The 22,231-nt window shown below is 62.3% G+C and carries 17 protein-coding genes; 6 read left to right on the top strand and 11 right to left on the bottom strand.

What is annotated here, in order from left to right; translation table 11 throughout:
* Positions 1 to 8: 8 nt before the first annotated feature.
* Positions 9 to 1,202 (top strand): murein transglycosylase A, encoded by a 1,194-nt coding sequence (gene mltA, locus E3U23_RS13455; RefSeq protein WP_279351847.1) that lies wholly within the window; start codon positions 9 to 11, stop codon positions 1,200 to 1,202.
* Positions 1,199 to 1,750, top strand: coding sequence for a Smr/MutS family protein (locus E3U23_RS13460; protein ID WP_279351797.1), 552 nt, complete (start codon positions 1,199 to 1,201; stop codon positions 1,748 to 1,750). Before mltA ends, E3U23_RS13460 begins: the two co-directional genes overlap by 4 nt.
* A gap of 3 nt (positions 1,751 to 1,753) precedes the next feature.
* Here the strand turns inward: E3U23_RS13460 and E3U23_RS13465 are convergent, their stop codons facing one another.
* The 6 genes from E3U23_RS13465 to ahpC form a co-directional block, all read right to left on the bottom strand.
* Positions 1,754 to 3,235 carry an aldehyde dehydrogenase family protein gene (locus E3U23_RS13465; RefSeq protein ID WP_279351798.1) on the bottom strand — a complete coding sequence of 494 codons (1,482 nt, stop codon included), beginning with the start codon at positions 3,233 to 3,235 and terminating at the stop codon, positions 1,754 to 1,756.
* Positions 3,236 to 3,243: 8 nt separating this feature from the next.
* Positions 3,244 to 4,833, bottom strand: a complete 1,590-nt coding sequence (locus tag E3U23_RS13470) for a catalase (protein ID WP_279351799.1) — start codon at positions 4,831 to 4,833, stop codon at positions 3,244 to 3,246.
* 166 nt (positions 4,834 to 4,999) lie between these two features.
* Positions 5,000 to 7,213 (bottom strand): catalase/peroxidase HPI, encoded by a 2,214-nt coding sequence (gene katG / locus E3U23_RS13475; RefSeq protein WP_279351800.1) that lies wholly within the window; start codon positions 7,211 to 7,213, stop codon positions 5,000 to 5,002.
* 140 nt (positions 7,214 to 7,353) lie between these two features.
* Entirely contained in the window at positions 7,354 to 8,001 is a 648-nt protein-coding gene (locus E3U23_RS13480; protein WP_279351801.1) for a phosphatase PAP2 family protein, read from the bottom strand.
* A 51-nt stretch (positions 8,002 to 8,052) separates the two neighbouring features.
* Positions 8,053 to 9,642 (bottom strand): alkyl hydroperoxide reductase subunit F, encoded by a 1,590-nt coding sequence (gene ahpF / locus E3U23_RS13485; protein WP_279351802.1) that lies wholly within the window; start codon positions 9,640 to 9,642, stop codon positions 8,053 to 8,055.
* A 150-nt stretch (positions 9,643 to 9,792) separates the two neighbouring features.
* Entirely contained in the window at positions 9,793 to 10,359 is a 567-nt protein-coding gene (gene ahpC / locus E3U23_RS13490) for an alkyl hydroperoxide reductase subunit C (protein WP_279351803.1), read from the bottom strand.
* A 460-nt stretch (positions 10,360 to 10,819) separates the two neighbouring features.
* Here ahpC and E3U23_RS13495 point away from each other — a divergent pair, with 460 nt between their 5' ends.
* The 3 genes from E3U23_RS13495 to E3U23_RS13505 all read left to right on the top strand — a co-directional run bounded on the left by E3U23_RS13495 (position 10,820) and on the right by E3U23_RS13505 (position 13,304).
* Positions 10,820 to 11,296 carry a methyltransferase domain-containing protein gene (locus E3U23_RS13495; RefSeq protein WP_279351804.1) on the top strand — a complete coding sequence of 159 codons (477 nt, stop codon included), beginning with the start codon at positions 10,820 to 10,822 and terminating at the stop codon, positions 11,294 to 11,296.
* Between the two features lie 206 nt (positions 11,297 to 11,502).
* A complete protein-coding gene (locus E3U23_RS13500) occupies positions 11,503 to 12,468 on the top strand; it encodes a glutathione S-transferase family protein (RefSeq protein ID WP_279351805.1) in 966 nt (321 codons plus the stop codon).
* Complete coding sequence (locus tag E3U23_RS13505) at positions 12,465 to 13,304, top strand: pirin family protein (RefSeq protein WP_279351806.1); 840 nt, start codon at positions 12,465 to 12,467, stop codon at positions 13,302 to 13,304. Before E3U23_RS13500 ends, E3U23_RS13505 begins: the two co-directional genes overlap by 4 nt.
* Before the next feature lie 47 nt (positions 13,305 to 13,351).
* On the opposite strand, the gene E3U23_RS13510 is transcribed toward E3U23_RS13505, so the two are convergent.
* From E3U23_RS13510 to E3U23_RS13530, 5 genes are all read right to left on the bottom strand, one after another.
* Positions 13,352 to 15,148, bottom strand: a complete 1,797-nt coding sequence (locus E3U23_RS13510; RefSeq protein WP_279351807.1) for a M14 family metallopeptidase — start codon at positions 15,146 to 15,148, stop codon at positions 13,352 to 13,354.
* A gap of 114 nt (positions 15,149 to 15,262) precedes the next feature.
* Positions 15,263 to 16,648, bottom strand: a complete 1,386-nt coding sequence (locus tag E3U23_RS13515) for an ABC transporter permease (RefSeq protein WP_279351808.1) — start codon at positions 16,646 to 16,648, stop codon at positions 15,263 to 15,265.
* Positions 16,645 to 18,063, bottom strand: coding sequence for an ABC transporter permease (locus tag E3U23_RS13520; RefSeq protein WP_279351809.1), 1,419 nt, complete (start codon positions 18,061 to 18,063; stop codon positions 16,645 to 16,647). Before E3U23_RS13520 ends, E3U23_RS13515 begins: the two co-directional genes overlap by 4 nt.
* A complete protein-coding gene (locus E3U23_RS13525; RefSeq protein WP_431732693.1) occupies positions 18,060 to 18,800 on the bottom strand; it encodes an ABC transporter ATP-binding protein in 741 nt (246 codons plus the stop codon). The genes E3U23_RS13520 and E3U23_RS13525 overlap by 4 nt, the downstream gene beginning before the upstream one ends.
* Positions 18,800 to 20,962, bottom strand: a complete 2,163-nt coding sequence (locus tag E3U23_RS13530) for a TonB-dependent siderophore receptor (RefSeq protein ID WP_279351811.1) — start codon at positions 20,960 to 20,962, stop codon at positions 18,800 to 18,802. Before E3U23_RS13530 ends, E3U23_RS13525 begins: the two co-directional genes overlap by 1 nt.
* A 169-nt stretch (positions 20,963 to 21,131) precedes the next feature.
* Between E3U23_RS13530 and E3U23_RS13535 the strand changes: the two genes are divergently transcribed.
* Complete coding sequence (locus E3U23_RS13535) at positions 21,132 to 22,223, top strand: PepSY-associated TM helix domain-containing protein (RefSeq protein ID WP_279351812.1); 1,092 nt, start codon at positions 21,132 to 21,134, stop codon at positions 22,221 to 22,223.
* Positions 22,224 to 22,231: the final 8 nt, after the last annotated feature.

The raw sequence follows: 22,231 nt of genomic DNA on the forward strand, positions 1-22,231 counted from the left end.
GACGAATGATGCGGCTGCTTGCCGGTATTCTGGGGGCCGCCTTGCTCAGCGGCTGTTCGGGCATGGTGCCCGGCGCGCGCCCGCCGCTCGATACCGGCGTCGCCCCCGCACCGCCGCCGATCCCCGCCGATACGGCCCGCGCTGCGAACCTGCGTGCCGGACCCGACATCGCCACCTTGTCGATTGCGAGCGCGGATGCGGCCTCCGCCCTTTCCGCCTTTCGCGCCTCCTGTGCCAAGATCCTCTATCGCGACGACACCAGCGGCCTGACCACGCGTACCGACTGGCAGGCGCCGTGCAGTGCTGCGCAAAGCTGGACGGGCGACGCGCGCAACTTCTTTTCCAGCCAGTTCGAAAGCGTGATCGTCGGCGACGGCTCGGCATTCGCGACCGGATATTTCGAACCGGAGATCCTCGGCAGCCGCGTGCCCACGCCGGGCTATGCCGTCCCGGTCTACAAAATGCCGCCCGATCTCGTGCGCGCGTGGCCCGCCGACATGCCGGAAAGCGAACGCAGCGGCCGCCCGCCGCTCGGCCGTTACGACGAGAGCGGCGCGTTCCTCCCCTATTTCGAACGTGCGGAAATCGAACGCGGCGCGTTGGCGGGCAAGGGTCTGGAGATCGCCTGGGCTGCCGACGGAATCGAATTCTTCTTCTTGCAGATACAGGGCTCCGGCCTCTTGCGCTTGCCGGATGGGTCGATGATGCGGATCGGCTATGCCGGGCAGAACGGCCGCGAATATGTCGGCATTGGATCGGTCATGCGCGAACACGGGCTGATCGGCGAAGGGCCGGGGCAATATCCCGGCTCGATGCAGGGTATCGTCCAGTATCTGCGCGAACATCCGCAGGAGGGCGCGGACCTGATGCGGCTCAACAAGAGCTGGATTTTCTTTCGCGAGTTGACGACCGACGGGCCCCTCGGTTCGCTGGAAATTCCTGTGCGACGCGGCGACAGCGTGGCGGTTGATCCGAAATTCGTGCCCTATGGTGCGCCCGTCTTCCTCGATCTCGACCGCGACGTGGCCGACGGGCTGTGGATCGCGCAGGATACCGGCGGCGCGATCAAGGGCGCCAACCGCTTCGACACGTTCTGGGGCAACGGGGCGGACGCGCGCGAGATCGCGGGCGGCATGAGCGGGCGGGGCCGGGCGCTGATCCTGCTGCCCAAGGGAACGCTCGCCCGCCTGCAAGCGCAATGACCGCCCCGCGCGGGTTGAGTGAGGAAGAGGCCGCCGCCTGGGACAAGCTCGCCGCGACGGTGACGCCGCTTGTGCCGGTAACCAAACCTCCCAAGGCTTTGCCGAAGGTCTCGGTCGCGCCGCCTGCTCCTATCAAGAAACCTGCAGTATCCGTTCCCAAACCGAGGCGCACCGTCGCTCACACCCCGCCCACGTCGGTGCAGCGCGGGCTCGACTCTCATTGGGAACGACGGATGAAGGCCGGTTCGGTCGAACCCGATTTCACGCTCGACCTTCACGGCCATGGCCTCGACGCGGCGTACAACCGCCTGATGAGCGGCGTGGCGCAGGCCCGTGCGATGGATGCGCGTACCATCTTGCTAATCGCGGGCAAGTCGCGCCCCGTCGATCCGGCGGACCGGGGCACGCGCCGCGGCGCGATCCGCGCCAAAGTGCTCGACTGGCTGGCGGCCTCGAGCCATTCCTCCGCCATTGCCGCCATACGAAAAGCGCACCGCCGCCACGGGGGCGAGGGTGCGCTTTACATCATCCTGAAACGCGGGCGCTGACCGTCAGCCGATATCGTCCGCGCTGAACGGGAATTGCCGTTTTTCGTGCTGGACGCTGATCCAGTGCGTCTTGGTGAACGCCTCCACCGCCCAGCGCCCGTTGAAGCGGCCGAGGCCCGAATTCTTCGCGCCGCCGAAGGGGCTGAAGGGGCTGTCGTTCACAGTCTGGTCGTTGATGTGGGTCATCCCCGCTTCCACCTGTTTCGCAAAGGCGAGGGCGCGCCCCTCGTCGCGGCTGAACACCGCGCTCGACAGGCCCATCTCGGTCGCATTGGCGAGTTCGAGTGCATGGTCCTCGTCGCGGGCTCGCTGGATCGGGGCGAGGGGACCGAAGATCTCGTTCGTTACGAGGCAATTGTCCTCGCCGACATCGGTGAAGACATGCGGCGGAATGACCAGGCCATCCGGCTCGCCGCCCAAGGCGCAGGTCGCGCCTTGGTCCTTTGCCTTGGCGATCATCTCAACGATGCCGTCGAACTGGTCGCGGTTGACGATCGGGCCGATCATACAGGCCGGATCGTCGCGCTTGCCGACCGTGAGCTTCTTCGTGCGGGCGACGAATTTCTTCACGAACTCGTCATGGATCGCGTCTTCCACCACGATGCGGTTGGCGATCATGCAGATCTGGCCTTGATGGACGAATTTGCCCCACACGCTCGCTTCAACAGCATAGTCGATATCGGCGTCGTCCAGCACAACGATGGGCGAATTACCGCCGAGCTCCAGTTCCAGCGCCTTCAACCGATCGGAATCGAGCGCAGCCTTGCCAACCCCGCGCCCGACCGGGGTGGAGCCCGTGAACGAGACGACCGAAGGGATCGGGTGCTGCACGAAGGCATCGCCTATTTCCGAACCCTTGCCCGGCAATACGGCGACGAGGCCAGGCGGCAGGTCCGCTTCCTCGCAAATCGCGGCGAAGATCGTGCCGCCGGTGACGATGGAATCGCTCGCCGGTTTGACGACGACTCCATTGCCCAGCGCGAGAGCCGGAAAAAGCGTGCGCGCGGTCAGTTGCAGCGGGAAATTCCACGGCGAGACCAGCGCGATCACGCCTGCCGGTTGGCGATAGGCGCGGCTTTCCTTACCCGGCAGACTTTCCGGGAGGATCGCGCCTTCCATCATGAACGGCAGGGCGCCCGCCTCGTTGCGTGCGACCTGCACAACCAGCATCAGTTCGAGCGCCGCCTTCAGCTTCGTGCCGCCGACCTCGCGCACGATCCATTCGGCAATCTCGTCCTTCCGGCCTTCGATGATGTCCGCGATCGCGTGCATCTTTGCCGAGCGGGCGGCGGGCGGAAGCTTCGCCCACTCCTTCTGTGCCGCCGCGCTGGCCTTGAAGGCTTCGTCGACGTCGCTTTCGCTCGCGCCCGCCATTTCGAAGATCGTGCTTTCGTCCCACGGGCTGACGTTCGTCAGCGTGCTACCGCTGCCCAAACGCCATTCGCCTGCGAGATGAAGCCTGTCGAGCGTATCGTAAGCTGCCATCGTTCCGCTTACTCTGCCGCCTCTGCCTGATGATAGGGGCATTGTTGCGCGACATCGGCGGTCTCGGGCATTCCGGTGTAGCCGTCGATCGATTCCGCCGACGCCATGCCCGGCGCTTTCGATTCGCCGCCGATCATTTCGCGGGTCTTCTTCTCGATGCGGTCACCGATGCTCTGGTCGACATTGCGCCAGTATTCGAAGGCACGCTTCAAGACGGGTTCGCTCACACCGTCCGCGAGATGGCCGGACACGTTCGATACGAAGCGGTCCCGCTGCGCATCGTCCATGACGTCACGCACGAGCGCGCCGGGCTGGCTCCAGTCGTCGTCGTCCTCGCGCAAGGTATAGGCCTGGCGGACCATGTCGCCATCGGCGTGCCATGTCGCTTCCCCGCCAACCTGCGGTTGGGCAGCGGGACCGCCATAGGAATTCGGGGCGTAGACCGGATCCACCGACTTCTCGATCCGCATCACGCCTTGCTGTGAATAGGAATTTACCTCGGCTGCCTTGGGGCTGTTGACCGGGATCTGCTTGTAATTGACGCCGAGCCGCGCGCGGTGCGCATCCGAATAGGAGAAACCGCGGGCGAGCAGCATCTTGTCGGGCGAGAGACCGATGCCGGGCACCATGTTGTTCGGCTCGAATGCGAGCTGTTCGATTTCACTGTGCCAATCGGTCGGATTGCGATCCAGCGTCAACTTGCCGACTTCGATCAACGGATAGTCGCCGTGCGGCCAGGTTTTGGTGAGATCGAACGGGTTGATGCGATAGGTCTTCGCGTCCTCGTACGGCATGATCTGCCATTTGAGCGTCCAGCTGGGATAGTCGCCTTCGCTGATGGCATTGAACAGGTCGCGGCGGTGATAGTCGCTATCCTCGCCGGCCTTCTTCACCGCCTCGTCCTGCGTGAAATGGGCATTGCCGCCTTTATCGCCGACATCGGTGTGGAAGTGGAACTTCACCCAGAACTTCTCGCCTTCCTCGTTGATCAGCATATAGGTATGGCTGGAATAGCCGTTCATCTCGCGCCAGTTCTTCGGCACGCCGCGATCGCCCATGAGATATGCGACCTGGTGCGCGCTTTCCGGGCTGAGGGTCCAGAAATCCCACATCATGTCGTGATCGCGCAGACCGTTATCGGCGCGGCGCTTCTGCGAATTGATGAAATGCTGGAACTTGAGCGGATCGCGCACGAAGAAGATCGGCGTGTTGTTGCCGACCATGTCGAAATTGCCGTCTTCGGTGTAGAACTTGACCGAGAAACCGCGCGGGTCGCGCCAGGTATCGGGGCTGCCGCGCTCACCGGCAACGGTGCTGAAACGCATCGCCACTTCGGTTTTCGCGCCCGGCTGAAACAGCTTGGCCTTCGTATATTTCGAAACGTCCGCGGTAGTTTCCCAATGACCGAACGCACCCGAACCCTTGGCGTGAGGCCGGCGCTCGGGAATGTTGATGCGATTGAAGTTCGCCATCTGCTCAAGCAGGTAGGTATCGTTGAGGACGATCGGCCCATCGCGGCCCAAGGTCAGCGAATGTTCGTCGCTCTGGACGGGGATGCCCGCATCGGTGGTGGTGCGGGGGAGTTTGGTATCGGCCATGATGGAATTCCTGAAGAGTTTTAAGCAGTTCGCTTGATGGCGAAACGGCTCGGCGGGGCAGGTCGTTCCCCGCAACGGGGGAATTAGACGCGCAGAAACAACGGCCCGAAACAAAAGGCCCTCGGCATCGCTGCCGAGGGCCTTGTTTCAAGAGAGGCGCTGCGCCTTACTTGTGGTATTTCGCATAGGTGAGATCGAAGCGGTCGGCTTCCATTACCTTGGTCCACGCCTTCACGAAGTCCTTCACGAACTTTTCCTCGTGACCCCGCTCGCCATAGACTTCGGCAACCGAGCGAAGCTGCGAGTTGGAACCGAAGACGAGGTCGGTCCGCGTCGCGGTCCACTTCTCAGATTTGTCTTCGCGATTGCGGCCGACGAATTTCTCGTCGCCGCTTTCGTCCACGACTTCCCAGAAGGTGTTCATGTCGAGCAGGTGGGTGAAGAAGTCGTTCGACAGCACGCCCTTGCGGTCCGTGAACACGCCTTCGTCACCGGCGCTGGAATGGTTCGCACCCAGCACCCGCATCCCGCCGACCAGCACGGTCATCTCGGGAATCGACAGGCCGAGCAAGCTGGCGCGGTCGATGAGGATGTCCTCGGTCTTCACGCTGTGCTTGGTCTTGAGGAAGTTGCGGAACCCGTCTGCGAAGGGCTCCAGCGGCTCCCAGCTTTCGGCGTCGAAATCTTCCGGCTTCGCGTCGCCGCGTCCGGTAGTGACCGGAACGGTGATGTCGAACCCGCCGTCCTTCGCTGCCTTCTCGACCGCGGCGGCACCGGCCAGCACGATGGCATCGGCCATCGAGATCGACCCGCGCAGTTCGTCGAGCTTGGAGAGGACCTTGCCGAGTTCCTCAGGGTCGTTGGCCTTCCAGTTCTTCAATTCATCGAACCGGATATGCGCGCCGTTCGCACCGCCGCGATGGTCGGACTTGCGATAGGTGCTTGCAGATGCCCAAGCCGCCTTGACCAGTTCGGATACGGACAGACCGCTATCCAGCACCTTGCTCTTGAAGCTCGCCACGTCGCTGTCGGAAACCTTGGTTCCGGCAGGGATCGGGTCCTGCCAGATCAGGTCTTCGGAAGGCACATCCGGGCCGAGATAGCGGATCTTCGGACCCATATCGCGGTGGGTCAGCTTGAACCACGCGCGGGCGAAGGCATCGTCCAGCGCGGACTGGTCGTTGAGGAAACGTTCGGAAATCTTGCGATATTCCGGGTCGCGCTTCAACGCCATGTCGGCGGTGGTCATCATGGTGGGGACCTTCTTCGACGGATCGCGCGCATCGGGCGCCATGTCCGCCTCTTCCTGGTCGATCGGCTGCCACTGCTTGGCACCCGCCGGGCTTTCCACCAGCTCATAATCGTATTTGAACAGGAGGCGGAAGTAATCGTTGCCCCACTCCGTCGGGTTCGGAGTCCACGCACCTTCGATGCCCGAGGTGGTGATGTGGCCCTTGTCGATCTGCTCGGCATCGGTGGCCCAGCCGAAGCCCATCATATGGATGTCGCCGCCTTCCGGCGCTTTCGACAGCGTTTCGGGCTTGGCCGCGCCGTGGCATTTGCCGAAGGCGTGGCCGCCGGCGGTCAGCGCGACGGTTTCCTCGTCGTTCATGGCCATGCGGGCGAAAGTCTCGCGCATATCGCGTGCCATGCCTTCCGCATCGTGCGGATTGCCGCCCGGACCTTCGGGATTGACGTAGATCAGGCCCATCTGGATCGCGGCGAGCGGGTTTTCGAGCGCCTTGCCCTCATCGGGAAGGATGCGCGTCTCGACGCCCTCGTCGACCCACTGCTCTTCCGAACCCCAGTAGATGTCCTGCTCCGGTTCGTACACGTCCTTGCGGCCGCCGCCGAAGCCGAACACCGGGCCGCCCATGCTTTCGATGGCGACATTGCCGGTCAGCACGAACAGGTCGGCCCAGCTGATGTGCTTGCCGTATTTCTGCTTGATCGGCCACAGGAGGCGGCGCGCCTTGTCGAGGTTGCCGTTGTCCGGCCAGCTGTTGAGCGGGGCGAAGCGCTGCTGCCCGCTGGAGGCGCCGCCGCGTCCATCGCCGGTGCGATAGGTGCCCGCCGCGTGCCATGCCATGCGGATGAAGAAGGGGCCGTAATGCCCGTAATCGGCTGGCCACCAGCTCTGGCTGTCGGTCATCAAGGCCTTGATGTCGGCTTTGATTGCGTCGTAGTCGAGAAGATTGAACGCTTCGCAGTAATCGTAATCCTCGCCCATCGGATCGGGCGACTGACCGCCCTGGGTGAGAATGTGCAGATCGAGCGCATCGGGCCACCAGTCGCGATTGGTCCGGCCGAGCAGGGCGCGCACGCCGCCATCGCCGGTGAAAGGGCAACCGCCCGAAATGGAACCTGTTTCTGCGTCCATGATGTCTCTCCTTCAAACGGGCGAGGTCACGCCCTTCGTTATTGATTAGGTTTATGCCTAAGACAGTTCGACGGGTCCAATCGATTAAATGCGTCGGTTTGATAGCTCTACGCGATGAAGGGTGACGCGTTTCCGTAGCGTCAGTCCGGTTCTGCGAGGCGGACCGCGCCATGAACCGAGGCTTCCGCCAGCAAGCCCAATCCGGCGCCTACGGTTATGTCGCTCGGATAGTGCGCGCAGCGCGGTATCTGGATCAGCGCGATGGCGGCAGCGGGCGCTCGAGCCGGCCAGGCCAGCCGCGGATATTCACGACCCAGCGCCATGGCGACGGCGACCGCACCCGCGGTATGGCCCGAGGGGAAGGAATTGTAATCGCCCTCGTCGCGTTTACCCTCGTCGAGCTCGTAACGCTGTTCGTCATGCAACAACGAGGGCCGGGTTCGGTCGACGCTCTTCTTGATCACCGCCTTGATGCCGGTGGCCACAAGATGGGACGCGATCATGCGTCCTCCGGCACGCATCATGCGCGGATTACGTAGGATCGCTCCTAGGGCGAATGTCCCGAGGCACAGGGAAAGAAGCGGCGGCTGGTCGGCTACTTCGCTGGCCGTTCCCAAAGCCTTGACGACCTTGGTTTCGCGGTAGGAAACCATCGTGTCCGCGACCGCGATGTCCGCCTGTTCGATCGCCTTCACCGGCTCGGGTCCGTCGCGATCAACCTTGGAATCGACCCGCGCATCGTCGGACGCGTCGGAGTTTTTCGAATTAGGGTGAGTACGATCCATCATTGTCGAACGCCCGGACCTTGGGGCAGGTCCGGGCAATCGACATAATGTAGATCAGGCCGCTTTGGCGATTTCTTCCGCCGGTTCGGTACGGATGAGGTAATCGAAGGCGGACAGGCCGGCTTTCGAACCCTCGCCCATCGCGACGACGATCTGCTTGTACGGCACGTCGGTTACGTCGCCCGCGCCGAAAACGCCTGGAAGATTCGTCCGTCCTTCGGCGTCCGTCTCGATCTCGCCGAACTTCGAAAGGGCGAGGCCGCTGTCCTTCAGCCATTCGGTATTGGGAACGAGGCCGATCTGGATGAAGACGCCTTCAAGTTCGACGGTCCGCTCTTCGCCGCTGTCACGATCCTTGAGGCGCAGGCCGGACACTTTGCCGTCCTTGCCGAGGATTTCGGTCGTCTGTCCGCTGGTAACGATATCGATATTGGAGAGGCTGCGCAGCTTGGCCTGAAGCACCTCGTCGGCGCGCAGCTTGCTGTCGTATTCGATCAGCGTGACATGGCCGACGATCTTGGCAAGGTCGATCGCCGCCTCGACGCCGGAATTTCCGCCGCCGACCACTGCGATGCGCTTGCCCTTGAACAGCGGACCGTCGCAATGCGGGCAATAGGCGACGCCCTTGTTGCGATATTCCGCTTCGCCCGGCACGCCGAGATTACGCCAGCGCGCCCCGGTCGCAAGGATCAGGCTGCGGCTTTTCAGCGATGCACCATTGCCCAGTTCGACCGTGTGCAGACCGCCCTCTTCCGTGGCCGGAACAAGCTTTACCGCTTTGGCGAGATTCATCAGGTCGATGTCGTATTCGCCGACATGGCGCTCCAGTTCGCCCGCCAGTTTCGGCCCTTCGGTATAAGCCGTACCGGGCAGGTTCTCGATGCCGAGCGTATCATGCAGCTGTCCGCCGAAACGTTCGGCTGCGATGCCGGTACGGAAGCCCTTGCGCGCAGTATAGATCGACGCGCCAGCGCCCGCCGGACCGCCGCCGACGACCAGTACTTCGAACGGGTCCTTCTTGCTGAGCTTCTCGGCAGTCTTCGCATCCGCGCCGGTATCGACCTTGGCGAGGATTTCGGCGAGTTCCATCTTGCCGTTGTAGAACGGTTCGCCGTTCAGGAAGGTCGCGGGCACAGCCATCACGTCGCGGCGCTCGACCTCGTCCTGGAACGTGCCGCCTTCGATGAGCGTGGCTGTCACGCGCGAATTCTCGAGCGCCAACAGGGTCAGTGCCTGCACCACATCGGGGCAGTTGTGGCACGATAGCGAGAAATACATTTCGAATTCGAAATCGCCTTCGAGGCCGCGGACCTGTTCGAGCAGGTCGGCGTCGACCTTCGGCGGATGGCCGCCAGCCCACAGCAGGGCGAGGACCAGCGACGTGAATTCGTGCCCCATCGGCAGGCCGGCGAAGCGGACCCACTTCTCCGCATCGCTCGCACGGCGGATGATGAAGCTCGGTACGCGCTCGTCGATGCCGTCGAAGCTGGCGCTAACCATATCGTGCAGTCCGGCGATCTCCTCGAGCAATTCGCGCGTCTGGGCCGACTTCGCATCGTCGCCCAAGGTGGCGACGAGTTCGATCGGTTCGCGCAGGTTCGCAAGGTAGGTTTCGAGCTGCTGTGTCATCGCGGCGTCGAGCATGGATCACTCCGGCTGGTTCGATTGGATTGGGAAGGCTGCAAAAGGCCCGGAGCGAGGGGGGGAGGTAGTGCTCCGGGCCTTCCAGCGACCCGAGCGGGGCTCGGGCTCTTGTGGCCGGCGGTTCGTGCCGCCGGCCTGTATCGGCGGGTGTTAGATTTTGCCGACGAGGTCAAGCGAGGGGGCAAGCGTCTCGCTGCCCTCTTCCCACGCGGCCGGGCAGACCTGACCGGGATTGGCACGAACATACTGCGCCGCCTTGATCTTGCGGGTCAGTTCGTTGGCGTTGCGGCCGACGCCTTCGCAGGTCTGTTCCATGATCTGGATCACACCGTCGGGATCGACGACGAAGGTCGCCCGGTCGGCAAGACCTACGCCTTCGCGCAGCACGTCGAAATTGCGTGCAAGTTCGTGGTTCTGGTCGCCGAGGAAGGGGAACTTCAGCTTACCGATCTTCTCGCTTGTGTCGTGCCACGCCTTGTGGCTGAAATGCGTGTCGGTGCTAACGCCGTAAACTTCGACATCCATCTTCTGCAGCATCTCGTACTTCTCGCCGAGGTCTTCGAGCTCGGTCGGGCAGACGAAAGTGAAGTCGGCAGGATAGAAGAAGAATACCGCCCACTTGCCCTTCACGTCTTCGTCGGTGACGTCGAAGAAATCTTCGCCGGCCTTGAAGGCGGTGGCTTTGAACGGTTTGATCTGGCTTCCGATGATACCCATGGGTTCGTCTCCGTTTGTTCGGGTTAAAACTGATGGGTCCAAGATAGGATGCGCTGCGATGCACAAAAGCGATATGTTGCGATTGCGAACATCGGAATTTTCAATCACCGGTGGGGAACTTTTGTACAATCGAATGTAAGTTAGCTTCCCGTTATCGGGGGCTACCGGCGCATATGGAATTTCCCCAACTTTATGGTAGGCTAAGGCATCCGGGGGGAATGACATGGTTGCTAATGTTCTGTGGCGTCTGAAGCAGGCAACGCACACGCTGAAATCGGCTGCTCGACCTTATTCGCGTACGTGTTCGATCTGCGATCATTCGGGTCTTTTCGGACCGTTCGGATTTCCGGTCAGGCCCGAAGCGCAATGTCCGCAATGCCAGTCCCTTGAACGTCATCGCCAGCTTGCCTTGTGGATCGCGCGAGATGGGAACGGGGATCGCCTATCCGGTAAACACATATTGCATTTTGCTCCGGAAAAAGCGGTCGAGCGGCTGCTGCGGCCGCGTTCGGAGACCTATGTCACCGCCGACTTGGTGCCGGGTGCAGCCGAAATTGTTCTCGATATCGAGAATATCGATCTGGCCGACGGTTCGATCGAGGTGATCGTCTGTTCGCATGTTCTTGAACATGTGGACGATGCAAAGGCCTTGCGTGAACTGCGCCGTATCCTTTGCCGCGATGGGTTGGCCATTTTGATGGTCCCGATGGTCCATCACTGGGAAACGTCCTTCGAGCGACCGGCGCCGACGGTGGAAGAGCGGATCAAGTATTTCGGCCAGTTCGATCATATTCGCCGCTATGGTCGCGATTTCGTTCAGCGGGTAAAGGATGCCGGCTTTGCGGTAGAGGCTTTCTCCCCAACGCCGGAAGAATGCATCGAGTACGGCCTCGGTTTGGGATCGGTGACATATTTCGCACGGCCCGAGACCGTCTAACCTTTTGCGTGCAAGTCTCTGCCGGGAATTAGCAGACCTTAGCCCTTCGTTTAGGAAACGAAACGGGGCCACACCCATTCCCTCTCATATCCGAGACGCTGGTCGCTTGGAATATTTTGGGCGGTTGGGCCGGTCGACTCCCGATCGGATTTCAGGACCGGACGAAGGGCGACAAATCTCCTATTCGATTGAGGAAATTGACCACGATGGGTTTTTTGAAGAACGGCACCTGGCACGACGAATGGGCGCATAACGACGAAGACAGCGGGGAATTCGAGCGCGACGAAAGCGCGTTCCGAAGCTGGGTTAAGCCGGATGGATTGCCCGGGCCCACGGGCGAGGGCGGGTTCGCAGCGGAGCCCGGCCGCTATCGCCTTTATATCAGTCTCGCCTGCCCATGGGCGCACCGGGCCAACGCCGTGCGGCATCTGAAAGGCCTGACGGATGCGATCGAACTCAATGTTGTGCACTGGTTGATGAAGGGAGGGGGTTGGTCGTTTCGCGAGGGCGAATGCGTGACCGGCGATCCCGCCATCGGTGCCGACAATCTGCACCAACTCTACACGCACGCAAAGTCCGATTATTCAGGGCATGTCACCGTGCCGGTGCTGTGGGATACGCGCACCGAAACCATCGTGAATAACGAAAGCGCCGACATCATGCGCATGCTCGGCAGCGCGTTCGACGGATGCGGAGCGAACGACCTCGACCTGTATCCACTAGCCCATCGCAGCGAAATCGATGCGCTGAACGACCGGATCTACGATGCGGTCAATAACGGGGTCTACAAAGCGGGCTTCGCCACTACGCAGGACGCTTACGATAAAGCAGTAAAGCCGCTGTTCGCCATGCTGGACGAACTCGAAGACAGGTTGGAGGGACAGGAATGGCTGATTGGTGATCGCCTGACCGAAACCGATATTCGCCTATGGACCACGCTGATCCGCTTCGATCCGGTCTATTACACGCATTTCAAATGCAATGTCCGCCGGATTGCCGACTATCCGAACCTCGCTGCCTTCACCCGCCGGATTTACGAGCTCGACGGGATCGCCGAAACGGTCAATTTCAAACACATCCGGCACCATTATTACGAGAGCCACGAGCGCATCAATCCGCATGGCATCGTGCCCGCCGGGCCGGAACCGCTGGTGCCGGGCATGACAGCATGAGCGGTCGCCAGGTTCTCTCGCTCCACCGCGCGATGCGCGACGACATTCAGGATCTCGTGACCCGCAGACCCCTGCCCGGGCCGGGCCTGCCGCAGGTCGATCCGTTCCTGTTCCTCAACCATCACGGGCCGCAGACCTACTCGCCGAACAATAACGGGCTGCCCTTCGGCCCCCATCCGCATCGCGGGTTCGAGACGGTGACTTTCATCCTCGCCGGCAGCCTTGCCCATCATGACAGCGGTTCGGGCGCGAGCGTCGTCGAGGCAGGCGGAGTCCAGTGGATGACCGCGGGCAGCGGTCTTGTCCATGCCGAGCTTTCGCCCGAAGAATTCAAACGCACGGGCGGCCCGTTGGAGATCCTGCAATTATGGGTCAATCTGCCAGGGCGGCTCAAGATGACCGACCCGGCCTATGTCCCCGTCCCCGCGGCGGACATGGCGGAAAGCCATCCGGGAGACGGCGTTTCGATGCGGGCGGTCTCCGGCATCGAGGGCGCGCCTATCGCTTCATTGACGGACGTGATGCTGGGGATCGTCACGATCGAAACCGGCGGCCGCGCCTCTCTGGCTGCCCCCGCGGGGCGGAACGTGCTGTTTTACACGATCAGCGGCGAGGCGGCGGTCGGCGACACGCCGGTGAGCGAACACATGCTCGCGCAATTGACGGATGGCGACCGGGTCGAGGTGAACAGCGAGGAAGGCTGCCGCATCCTCTTCGGACATGCCGATCCGATCGGCGAGCCGGTCGTGTCACACGGACCCTTCGTTATGAACACGCGCGAAGAAATCGCGCAGGCCGTCCGTGACTATCAGGCGGGCAAGTTCGGAGGCCTTTAGAAAACCGTAACGCCTACGACGCCCTCGCATAACGAAGCCTAGGCTTGTCAGTCGATCTCTCGCGCAATCGGATAGCGCAGCGGGAAAGGGTGCCCCGGTCCGGCTTGGGCATAGAGCCAATCCAGCCGCGCATCGGGATCGGCAGCAAAGGCAGGGTCGGCGCGCAGCTTGGCTTCGAACCGGTCTCTAATGGCCCGATCGTTTTCCAACACATACTCACCGAGGCCCGCCAGCACGAAATCGTCGGTATCGGGCGGAGGCGCGAGCAATTCGGGAAAGAACCCCCAAGCCAGGAAGGAATCCTGGCTTTCCGGTTCGAGTAGCGCCGCGGCCAGCAAGCCGAGCGGCTGATCGACCGGTACGCGCACGCTTCCCGCGGGCATCAGGCGTTCGGCCTCTTTATGCTCGAAGCTAGCGGTCATGGGATAACGCCCCTCGATCGGTCGGGACAGTTTGGGATCGACGAGGTGTACCTCGTCCAGCATCAGCGTTTGCGGCGCTTCGATGGTCGTAAATTCGATGCCGTGGAGGCGAAGCCGCTCGATCACTTCCGTCTGCGCCGCGGGGACCCACCATGCCACCGGCAGGTTCACCGTCTCGGTCGCCTCCTGACCGATAATCGGCATGCGGAAAGTGATGGGCTGTGCCAGCCAACGCTGTTCTTCCCTCCCGGAGGCGGGCGACACATAGGTGTCGAAAGCTACGCCTTTGAAATCGTCGACATATCCAATCGGTTCGGCCCGCGGTTTCCAGCGCGTCAGCAGTGTGTCCGGGCGACTGGCACGGTCGGCGGTCTTCGCAGCCTCGATCCGCTCGGCATCCTGTGCCGCGATCTTCAAAGCGGCTTCCATCAACACATACGTGCCCAGTACCCGCTGCCGATAGGGCTTCAGCATATGGTTTTCGACCAGAACGGTCGGCATGCCGATGAAATCGCCGTAGCCGGTGGAATAGCGCGGTCCTTCGGGACTGTACCGGATGCCTTTGGACGGTTCGCGCGAGTCGATCGGGCTGGGATAGATCGTCGGTGTGTGTCCCGCCTCGGTGAGCGCCTGCGACACCGCCGGACCGAAGCGGTCCTGCAGCCAGTCCGCAGTGGCGCGGTGCCGGGCATATTTGCCCCAGCCGGCATAGGTGAAGGTGATGTCGTACTGCATGTCGAAGCCTTCGCTGACATGACTGTCGACATAGAGAATGGGGTCGAGCGCCCGGATAAGGCCGATCATCGCGCGGCTTTCCGGCGCATCCAGCTTCGCATAATCGCGGTTGAGATCGATATTGCGCGCATTGGCATCGCGACCCTTTTGAGCCGGACCGCGCAAATGCGGATAGTTATACGCACTCATCCGCTCATGCCCGTCGATATTGTAGATCGGCACGAAAACGAGATCGACATCGTCGAGCAGATCGTCTTTCCCGCGAAGCGCAATATCGCGCAGCAGCATGAGCCCGGCATCCTTACCGTCGATCTCGCCCGCATGGATCCCGCCCTGGATCAGGACGACTGGCTTGTCCGCACCGCCCTTGCTGGCGCGGACATAAAGCAGATCGCGCCCCTCGGTCGTTTGCCCGAAAGTCTGTATGCCGATGAGAGGAGACGCTTTCGAAAGTCGCTCAAGCCATGCGCGCACTTCCGCATAGCGCGGCGTCGTTTCGAAGTCTGCGGCTTCCGCCGGGGTGATCCACGGATCGGACGGGGAAACGATAAGCTTTTCGCTTTCGCCCGACCACGGCAGTGTCGGCGGCAGGATGACGTCTGCAAGGTCGGTCGCTGGCTCACCCTGCGCCGCCACAGGAGCGGCAAGTGCGAAGGCGAGGAGGAATGCGAGCCCCGTCGAACCCATTTGAATTCGCCGGATGAACCGCCGACAATCGACGATGTGACACGTTACTTTATCCGACATGGACTACTCTTGGTTAAGGACCCTGCGATTATACGTCGATGGTTGGGTATCAGGTTATTTCTGCGACTTCGCACGGGATTGCGAAGCCTGTCGGGAAAGGCTCAGGGCGCCCGCTACCAAGACCAGCATCGTAAGTATGATGAGTGCGATCAGTGATGCGATTTCCAGCGATCCTGTCCCGCTCCGTGTTTCATAGCGCGGAATTTGCGCAAAATCGCCGCGCGTGAACATGCGGTCGTTGAACAGATAGGGGTAGTAGAACTGGCGCAGCCCGGCATGATAGGCGGCAATGCTGTCCTGATAGGCCAGCTGGCCCAAGATATCGGTGTCGGCGATCCGGTGCAGCACGGTCATCGTTCCGACGCCGGGCAAGATAAGGCCGAGCTTGCGGGTCAGATCCTCGCGCTTTGACAAGCTGGCGCGATACTCCGCGACATCCGCCGCAACCGCCTCGTCGCCGACCTGGTGCATGGCATAATACCATTTCCAGTGGAACCGCCCCTCGAATTCTTCCTTGCCCCGCCATTCGGAATGATTGACGAAAAACCGCTCGAACGTCTGTTCCTTGGGTACGTCCCACCCGCGATGAACGATTTCGCGTTGCGCGAGTGTGAGATCGATCCCCTTGGCGACGGGCACGCTGCGGGCAATTGCCGCGTTGGCGAGTGTCGGTAGGATCAGCGTCAGAACGATCCAGCAGCCCATCATCGCCGCCGCTGCCGTGGCGGAGGTTCGCAGGCTTGCCCCGATCAACATGGCAAGGCCGAACCAGAACGCGCAGTATAGCGCGGCGGTCAGCAGCATCACCGCAATCCCCGTAGCAGGCGCCGCCATGACAATCCCGCCGACGATCAGCGGCAGCCCGAGAGCGGCCAGCACGGCACCGTAACGCAAGCCAATGCGGCGGCGCCACAAACCGCTTCCGGGAAGCGAGAGCAACAGCCGCAGTCGTCCGGTCTCGCGTTCGCCCGTCACCAGATCGTGCCCCAGCGCGATGACCACCAGCGGCAACAGGTAGATCAGCACGAACGCCCAATCGAACACACCGGGTAGTGCCAGTTCGGGATTGTAGGTTTCGGAATCGTAGAGTTGCGCTTGCAATCCCAGCGCACGAACGCGCAAAACATAGGGCTGAAGGTCGCGCTGGCCGATCGCGGCGAAGGCGAGCGGAGGCGGCGGGTCCTGCGTCAGCATGAAGGCATAATAGGCGGCGTAGCCCGGATCACCTTCGGGGCCGGCATTGGCGTCCGCGACGGCAGCGAGATCGCGCACCTGTTCGGCCTCGACGCGTGCGATGGTCTCGCGCTGGTTCTCGATTTCCGCAATTCCAGCCAAGACCGCCGCGCTCGACAGAACGAACAGCAGGATCAGTGCCAACAAGTTGCGCCCCGAGCGCAGCAAGAGGCGCAGCTCGGCGGACCAGATCGATGAGGCGCTCATCGTGCCGACTTCCCAATCCGGCGCGCGGCAATAAACGCGAGTCCTGCCAGTACGGCCAGCCAGCCAAGCAGAACGGCGAACGGCCAAAGGAGGCTCTGCGGACGCGCTAGAGGGTCGCGCGTATCATAGGCGAAGCGCGGGATTTGCTGCCAGTAGGCGGCGGAAATTCGCGGGTCCTCACCCTCGATACCGGGCAGAAGCTCTGCCTGCATCCGGTTCAGGCGTTGCACGAAATCGTAGCGAAAATTCTCTGCCTGATCGAGGAAATCGTAGTGTGCGGCAGGATCGCTGCCAGCGAGCGCCATCGAGACTTGCCTGATGGCGATCAGGGGGCTCACGATGGAGAAGGCGTGAACGAAGGCGTTCTGCTCACTTTCGCTGGCGATCTGGCGGTCGGCGGCATCGGCATAAATCTGCGTCGTCAGGCGTTCGCCCTCGATGCTGACCAATCCGGCATATTGGACCGGCAATTCCTCGACCGTTTCGACGCCGTAGCGGGCGAGCACCTGGTCGCGGAAATCGTTGAAATAGGGGTCGTCGGGATCGTGGCTATCGCCGATTTCGAGCAGGTCGCGGTGAAGTGCGATCTCGGTCTCGATTTTGGTCGCAAGCTGGCTTTGCGCCGAAGCCGCCTCGGGCAGCGCGCGGGGAAGGAGGATGACGATAACCATCCAAAGCCCGATCAGGATCGCGAGCGCATCGCGTGGCCGCCCTGCCAGAGCCGAAACCACGACGCCGAGTGCCGCCCACAGCAGCAGCCAAGCGGCATAGCCGAGTATCATCAGCGCGACGCTTGCCCACTCGGCCGCGCCGGTGGCCGCAAATGCGATAAGGACGGCGAAGGCAGGCAGCCCGACACCGAGTGCGATAGCCCCGTGCCCGAGCAATTTTCCGGCCATGACGCTGCGCCCGCTCACCCCCTGTGACAGCATCAGTTTCAGGGTCGCGCGCTCATTTTCGCGTGCAACGCTGGCAAAGGCGAGGAAGATGATAAGCAGCGGCGCGAGCGTCTGGAGGACGAATGCCGGGGTCAGCTGGCCGAACCGCAAGAGCAGCGAGGACTGGCGCGCCTCGGCGAAATTGGCGCTGTTCTGGCGGTGGCCCTCGAGGAAGATCGTGTTGCCGGTGAAGCTGTCCACGCCCGCATCGAAGAAGGCGAGCGGCGCGATGGGGCGGAACACGAACTGGCCATAGTGCACCATGCGGTGCGGGTGGCGATCGGGCTGCGCGTCGAAGGTTTCATCGGTGCTCGTCTGATAGCGCTCGCGATCCGCTTCGATCGCGCTGCGCCGTTCGAGGCTGGTGAAACTGGCGACGAGGATCAGCAGCACGAGCAGCGCGCTGGCGATAAGGCCCGCGCGGTTGCGCGCCAGCACGCGCCATTCCTCACGCGCGATCAGGGTAGCAGCGCTCATGCGGCCGCTCCGGCGTATGCATAGCGATCGTGTAGCGCGTTGAGGTCGAAGCGCGGGCCGGTCGCGCTGGCTTCGCGTTCTTCCTCGATCCGGCCCTGTCCCAGGAAGCCGATCCGGTCGGCGATATCGACCGCGCTGACGATGTCGTGCGTCACCATCAGCACCGCGACCTCGCGTTCGCGCGCCGCATCCAGCAGCCGGTTGAACTCGAGCACGGCGCGCGGATCGAGGCCCGAGGTCGGCTCGTCCAGCAGGAGCACGGGCACATCGCGCGCCAATGCCAGGGCGATGGCAACTTTCTGGCGCATCCCCTTGGAAAAACCGGACATGCGCTTGTCCCATGCCTCCGGCGCGAGGCCGACGGCGGAAAGACTGTTTTCGATCGCGTCCTCGCCCCGCTTTGCTTCGGCAAGGGCGAGGAAATAGCCGATATTCTCCCGCGCGCTCAGGTGCTCGTAGAGCGAGACGTTCTCCGGCACATAAGCCATTGCTGCACGCGCGGCGCGCGGGTCGGACACCGGGTCAATCCCGCAAACCCGAACGGTGCCGGCCTCCGGCGCAAGGAAACCGAGCAAGGCGGAGAGGGTGGTCGATTTGCCGGCACCATTACCGCCAAGGAGCGCGTATATCTCGCCTCGGCGCACGGTCAGGTCGAGGCCTCGCAGTACGGCGTTCGAGCCATAGCTGTGATGCAGCCCTTCGATGGCGATGGCTGCGCCGGTATCGTCCAGCATAATCAGAACCCTGCCCGCACACCGATAGTTGCGGTGCGCGGTGCGCCCGGCTGGACCCAGAGCTGCGAATAGCTGTTGGCGTACCAGTCCGCGTCGAAGAGATTGGCGACGGTGCCGAATGCCGTAAGGTTATCCAGCACCGCGACCTCTCCGAATACCCGGAACAAGGTGTGATCGGGCAGGAAGAAGTCGGTGCCGGTCGCGCCCAGTCTCTCGCCGACATATTGCACCCCGCCGCCCAGCTTCGCGTCGCGTCCGGCAATCTGGAAGCCTTTGGACGCCTGAACGTTAAGCGTGTGATCCGGAATGTTGATCAGCGGATCGCCCGGTTCGATGACGAAGGAGAAGTTCGGGTCGAGCACACTCGAACGCGATTCCGCATCGACATAGGCGTAACTCAGCAGGACATCGATATCGCCGGGCAGGCGTCCGTTTACGTCGAGCTCGACCCCGCGGCTGCGCGCTTCGCCGATCGCGACCGAAAAGCCCGGATTGTTGATGTCGCTGGCGAGAACGTTGTCCTTTTCCAGCTGGTAGAGCGTAAAGGTGCCGGTCAGCGCCCCGTTCAGCAGCGTCAGCTTGGCGCCCGCCTCGACCGATTTGCTGACTTCGGGATCGAAAATGCGCCCCGTCACATCGGTGCCGATATTGGCGCGGAAGCCTTCGCTATAGGCGGCATAGAATGTGACGGCGGGCGATACTTCGTAGACCACCCCGAACTGGGGGCTGACCCGGCTATCGTTACGCTCGCTATCCACATCGGTCAGGTAGTTTTCGGTGCGCAATTTGAAGTCGTCGTAACGGGCGCCGAGCCGCACCTGCAAGCGATCGGTCAGCTCGATCTGATCCTGTACGAAAAAGCCCGTCGAACTTTGCTGGTCGAGACGGTTGTTCTGCGGCAGCGGGGTAGGCAGCGGGAAGCGACCGTAAACCGGATCGAGAATATCGATCACGTAAGCCTCTTCATCGGTCGAGTTGCTCGCGACCGATGGAGGGCGGACCCGGCGGAAATCCTGCAGATTGTCGAATTCATCGTGGTCGGCACCGATCAAGATGCGATGGATGAGGCCTCCGGTCGCGAATTCGCCGCTGATCTCGCCGCGGATAACGGTCTGCTGCGAATCGTACACACGCGAGCGACGCTGGCGGGACAGCGACCTGCCATCGATGAAGATCAGCTGGCGCGACACGGCGAGTTCTGGATCGGACGATGTGCCGGTAAGCAGCGTATCGCGGATGCTGCCGCCCAGCAGCAGGCTCCAGGTATCGCTGAATTCGTGTTGCAGACGCAGAGAATGGCCTTCGGCTCGTGCGATATGATCGCCATCGCCCGGCTCGCCGAGATAGCGGTCGCGCGGAACGGTATCGAAATCGTCATTCAGCACCACGATGCCGCGATCGAACGGCACCTCCACACGGGTCTTTTCAAGATCGTAGGTAATGCGGGTGTTCTCGCCCAGCGCCAGGCCGATCGAAGGGAGGAAGCCCCAGCGATATTCCTCCACCGTATCGCGAAACGTGTCGCCGTCTTCGATATAACCGATCAGGCGCGCGCTGAGATTGTCGGTGACGGCGAGGTTGATATCGGCTTCCCCCCGCACGCGGTCGAAACTGCCGAACTGGCCGGTAATGGTCCCGAACGTGTCACCGATCAGCGCCTGCTTGGTCACGAGATTGACCGTGCCGCCAGGCTCGCCGCGACCCAGAAGAGCGGCTGCCGGGCCCTTGAGAACCTCGATGCGTTCGAGGCCGGCCGTGTCGCGCTCGCCGCCGAAGCCACGCCCGCCGTTGAACCCGTTGACGAGATAGCCGGTCGGAATGTTTTCGTCGCCCGCGAAACCGCGGATAGCGAACGAATCCCACAAGCCGCCGAGCGTATTCTGCCGCGCGACCGACGCGTTGAGATCGAGCGCATCGTTCAGCCGGATGAGGTTGTTTTCTTCCAGCGTTTCGGCATCGATCACGTCGATCGACTGCGGAATTTCCGATATCGCGAAATCACCGCGATAGGCTTGCCGCACCCCGGTGACGAGAATTGCCGAATTGTCTTCTTCGTCGACACCGACTGGCACTATCTCGCCGCCGGACTGTGCGAGTGCGGGAAGCGGCGCAAGCAGGAAGCCCAGCGAAAGAAGGGCGGTGGACGTGCGAAAACGGGTGGTCATACGGGCACCTAGAAGACATGGATAGGTCGGGAGATGAGACACAGTCTCGTTCAAGCGGCGCCTGTAGCAATGTAAGATATCAGGTCAATGTTATATTGTCACTTTCTAGGATCGTTTTGTGTCTGAAAGCCGGGTTGGCCATTCTGGAGGAAAGAGGTGGCGGGTCGCGATGCGCCGCTTGCATTTGTGGCTCGGGCTGGCGTTGGGCGCGTTGGTGCTGGTCTCCGGCCTGACCGGTTCTGCGCTGGTGTATTATGTCGAGATCGACGACATGCTGGTTCCCGAGCTGAGCGCCGTTCCTGCAGACGCGCGCCCCACTTCATGGCAGGGTGTATACGATGCTTTGCAGCGCGATCATCCGGAACGGACCGGTGCCTGGCGGATCGAAGTGCGCGAGCAGGGTGGCGCGATCCCGATCCGCTATTACGACCCGGTAGAAACGCGCGGCGAGGTTTTCGCCCCGCTGATGCTATGGCTCGACCCGCGCGATTACAGCACGATCCGCAGCGCGTTCTGGGGCGAATACCCGACGACCTGGATATACAAGCTGCACTGGCAATTGCTGGCGGGGCCGACCGGCGCAACCGTGATGGGGCTCGCCGGCGCCGCGATGCTGCTGCTTCTAGCCAGCGGCCTCGTCGCCTGGTGGCCCCGGCGCGGCTATCTGCGCAATTCCATACGCTGGAAATCGAAGGCAGCCTCGGTTCGGCGTCTTTACGACATTCACAAGCTGACCGCGATCGCCAGCGTGATCGTTTTGTTCGTCGTAGTGCCGACAGGCGTGATGCTCGAATTCCCGCAATACACACGGCCCTTGCTGGAACGTAGCGCCCCGCTTTTTGCCGAGCCGACATTGAGGTTGGACCCGAATGGCCGAACGGCGCGGCCGCTCGATGCACTTGTTGCTCGCGCGCAAGCCCGCTTTCCGGACGGGTCCCTGGCCTGGATACAGACCCCGGGTGATGCGACCGCGCCGGTGCGCCTCACTTTTTCCCGACCCGGCGAACCCAGCCGGCGTTTTCCGCGCACCACTGTATGGATCGATCCATATTCCGGCGCCGTTCTCGCCACCCGCGACGGGATGGAGGAGACGCGCGGCGACATCGTCCTCAACTGGCTCCACCCGCTTCACGCCGGCGAGGTTTTGGGGCCCATCGGGCGGCTCATCGTTTTCCTATCGGGGCTGGCGTCGGCCGCTCTTGCTCTTACCGGGTTCTCGCGATGGCTCGTTCGCTACCGGCGATCGAAGACACTTGAGTGAACAATCCG

Origin of the sequence: Erythrobacter litoralis, from assembly GCF_029760855.1 — a bacterium.
Classification (GTDB): domain Bacteria; phylum Pseudomonadota; class Alphaproteobacteria; order Sphingomonadales; family Sphingomonadaceae; genus Qipengyuania; species Qipengyuania litoralis_A.

Bases quoted from the DNA above. Each gene is read 5' to 3' on its own strand.
- E3U23_RS13520 (WP_279351809.1), bottom strand. From the start codon at position 18,063: ATGAGCGCTGCTACCCTGATCGCGCGTGAGGAATGGCGCGTGCTGGCG.
- katG (WP_279351800.1), bottom strand. From the start codon at position 7,213: ATGGACGCAGAAACAGGTTCCATTTCGGGCGGTTGCCCTTTCACCGGC.
- E3U23_RS13470 (WP_279351799.1), bottom strand. From the start codon at position 4,833: ATGGCCGATACCAAACTCCCCCGCACCACCACCGATGCGGGCATCCCC.
- E3U23_RS13500 (WP_279351805.1), top strand. From the start codon at position 11,503: ATGGGTTTTTTGAAGAACGGCACCTGGCACGACGAATGGGCGCATAAC.
- E3U23_RS13465 (WP_279351798.1), bottom strand. From the start codon at position 3,235: ATGGCAGCTTACGATACGCTCGACAGGCTTCATCTCGCAGGCGAATGG.
- E3U23_RS13535 (WP_279351812.1), top strand. From the start codon at position 21,132: ATGCGCCGCTTGCATTTGTGGCTCGGGCTGGCGTTGGGCGCGTTGGTG.
- mltA (WP_279351847.1), top strand. From the start codon at position 9: ATGCGGCTGCTTGCCGGTATTCTGGGGGCCGCCTTGCTCAGCGGCTGT.
- E3U23_RS13505 (WP_279351806.1), top strand. From the start codon at position 12,465: ATGAGCGGTCGCCAGGTTCTCTCGCTCCACCGCGCGATGCGCGACGAC.
- E3U23_RS13460 (WP_279351797.1), top strand. From the start codon at position 1,199: ATGACCGCCCCGCGCGGGTTGAGTGAGGAAGAGGCCGCCGCCTGGGAC.
- ahpC (WP_279351803.1), bottom strand. From the start codon at position 10,359: ATGGGTATCATCGGAAGCCAGATCAAACCGTTCAAAGCCACCGCCTTC.
- E3U23_RS13530 (WP_279351811.1), bottom strand. From the start codon at position 20,962: ATGACCACCCGTTTTCGCACGTCCACCGCCCTTCTTTCGCTGGGCTTC.
- ahpF (WP_279351802.1), bottom strand. From the start codon at position 9,642: ATGCTCGACGCCGCGATGACACAGCAGCTCGAAACCTACCTTGCGAAC.
- E3U23_RS13515 (WP_279351808.1), bottom strand. From the start codon at position 16,648: ATGAGCGCCTCATCGATCTGGTCCGCCGAGCTGCGCCTCTTGCTGCGC.
- E3U23_RS13480 (WP_279351801.1), bottom strand. From the start codon at position 8,001: ATGATGGATCGTACTCACCCTAATTCGAAAAACTCCGACGCGTCCGAC.
- E3U23_RS13510 (WP_279351807.1), bottom strand. From the start codon at position 15,148: ATGGGTTCGACGGGGCTCGCATTCCTCCTCGCCTTCGCACTTGCCGCT.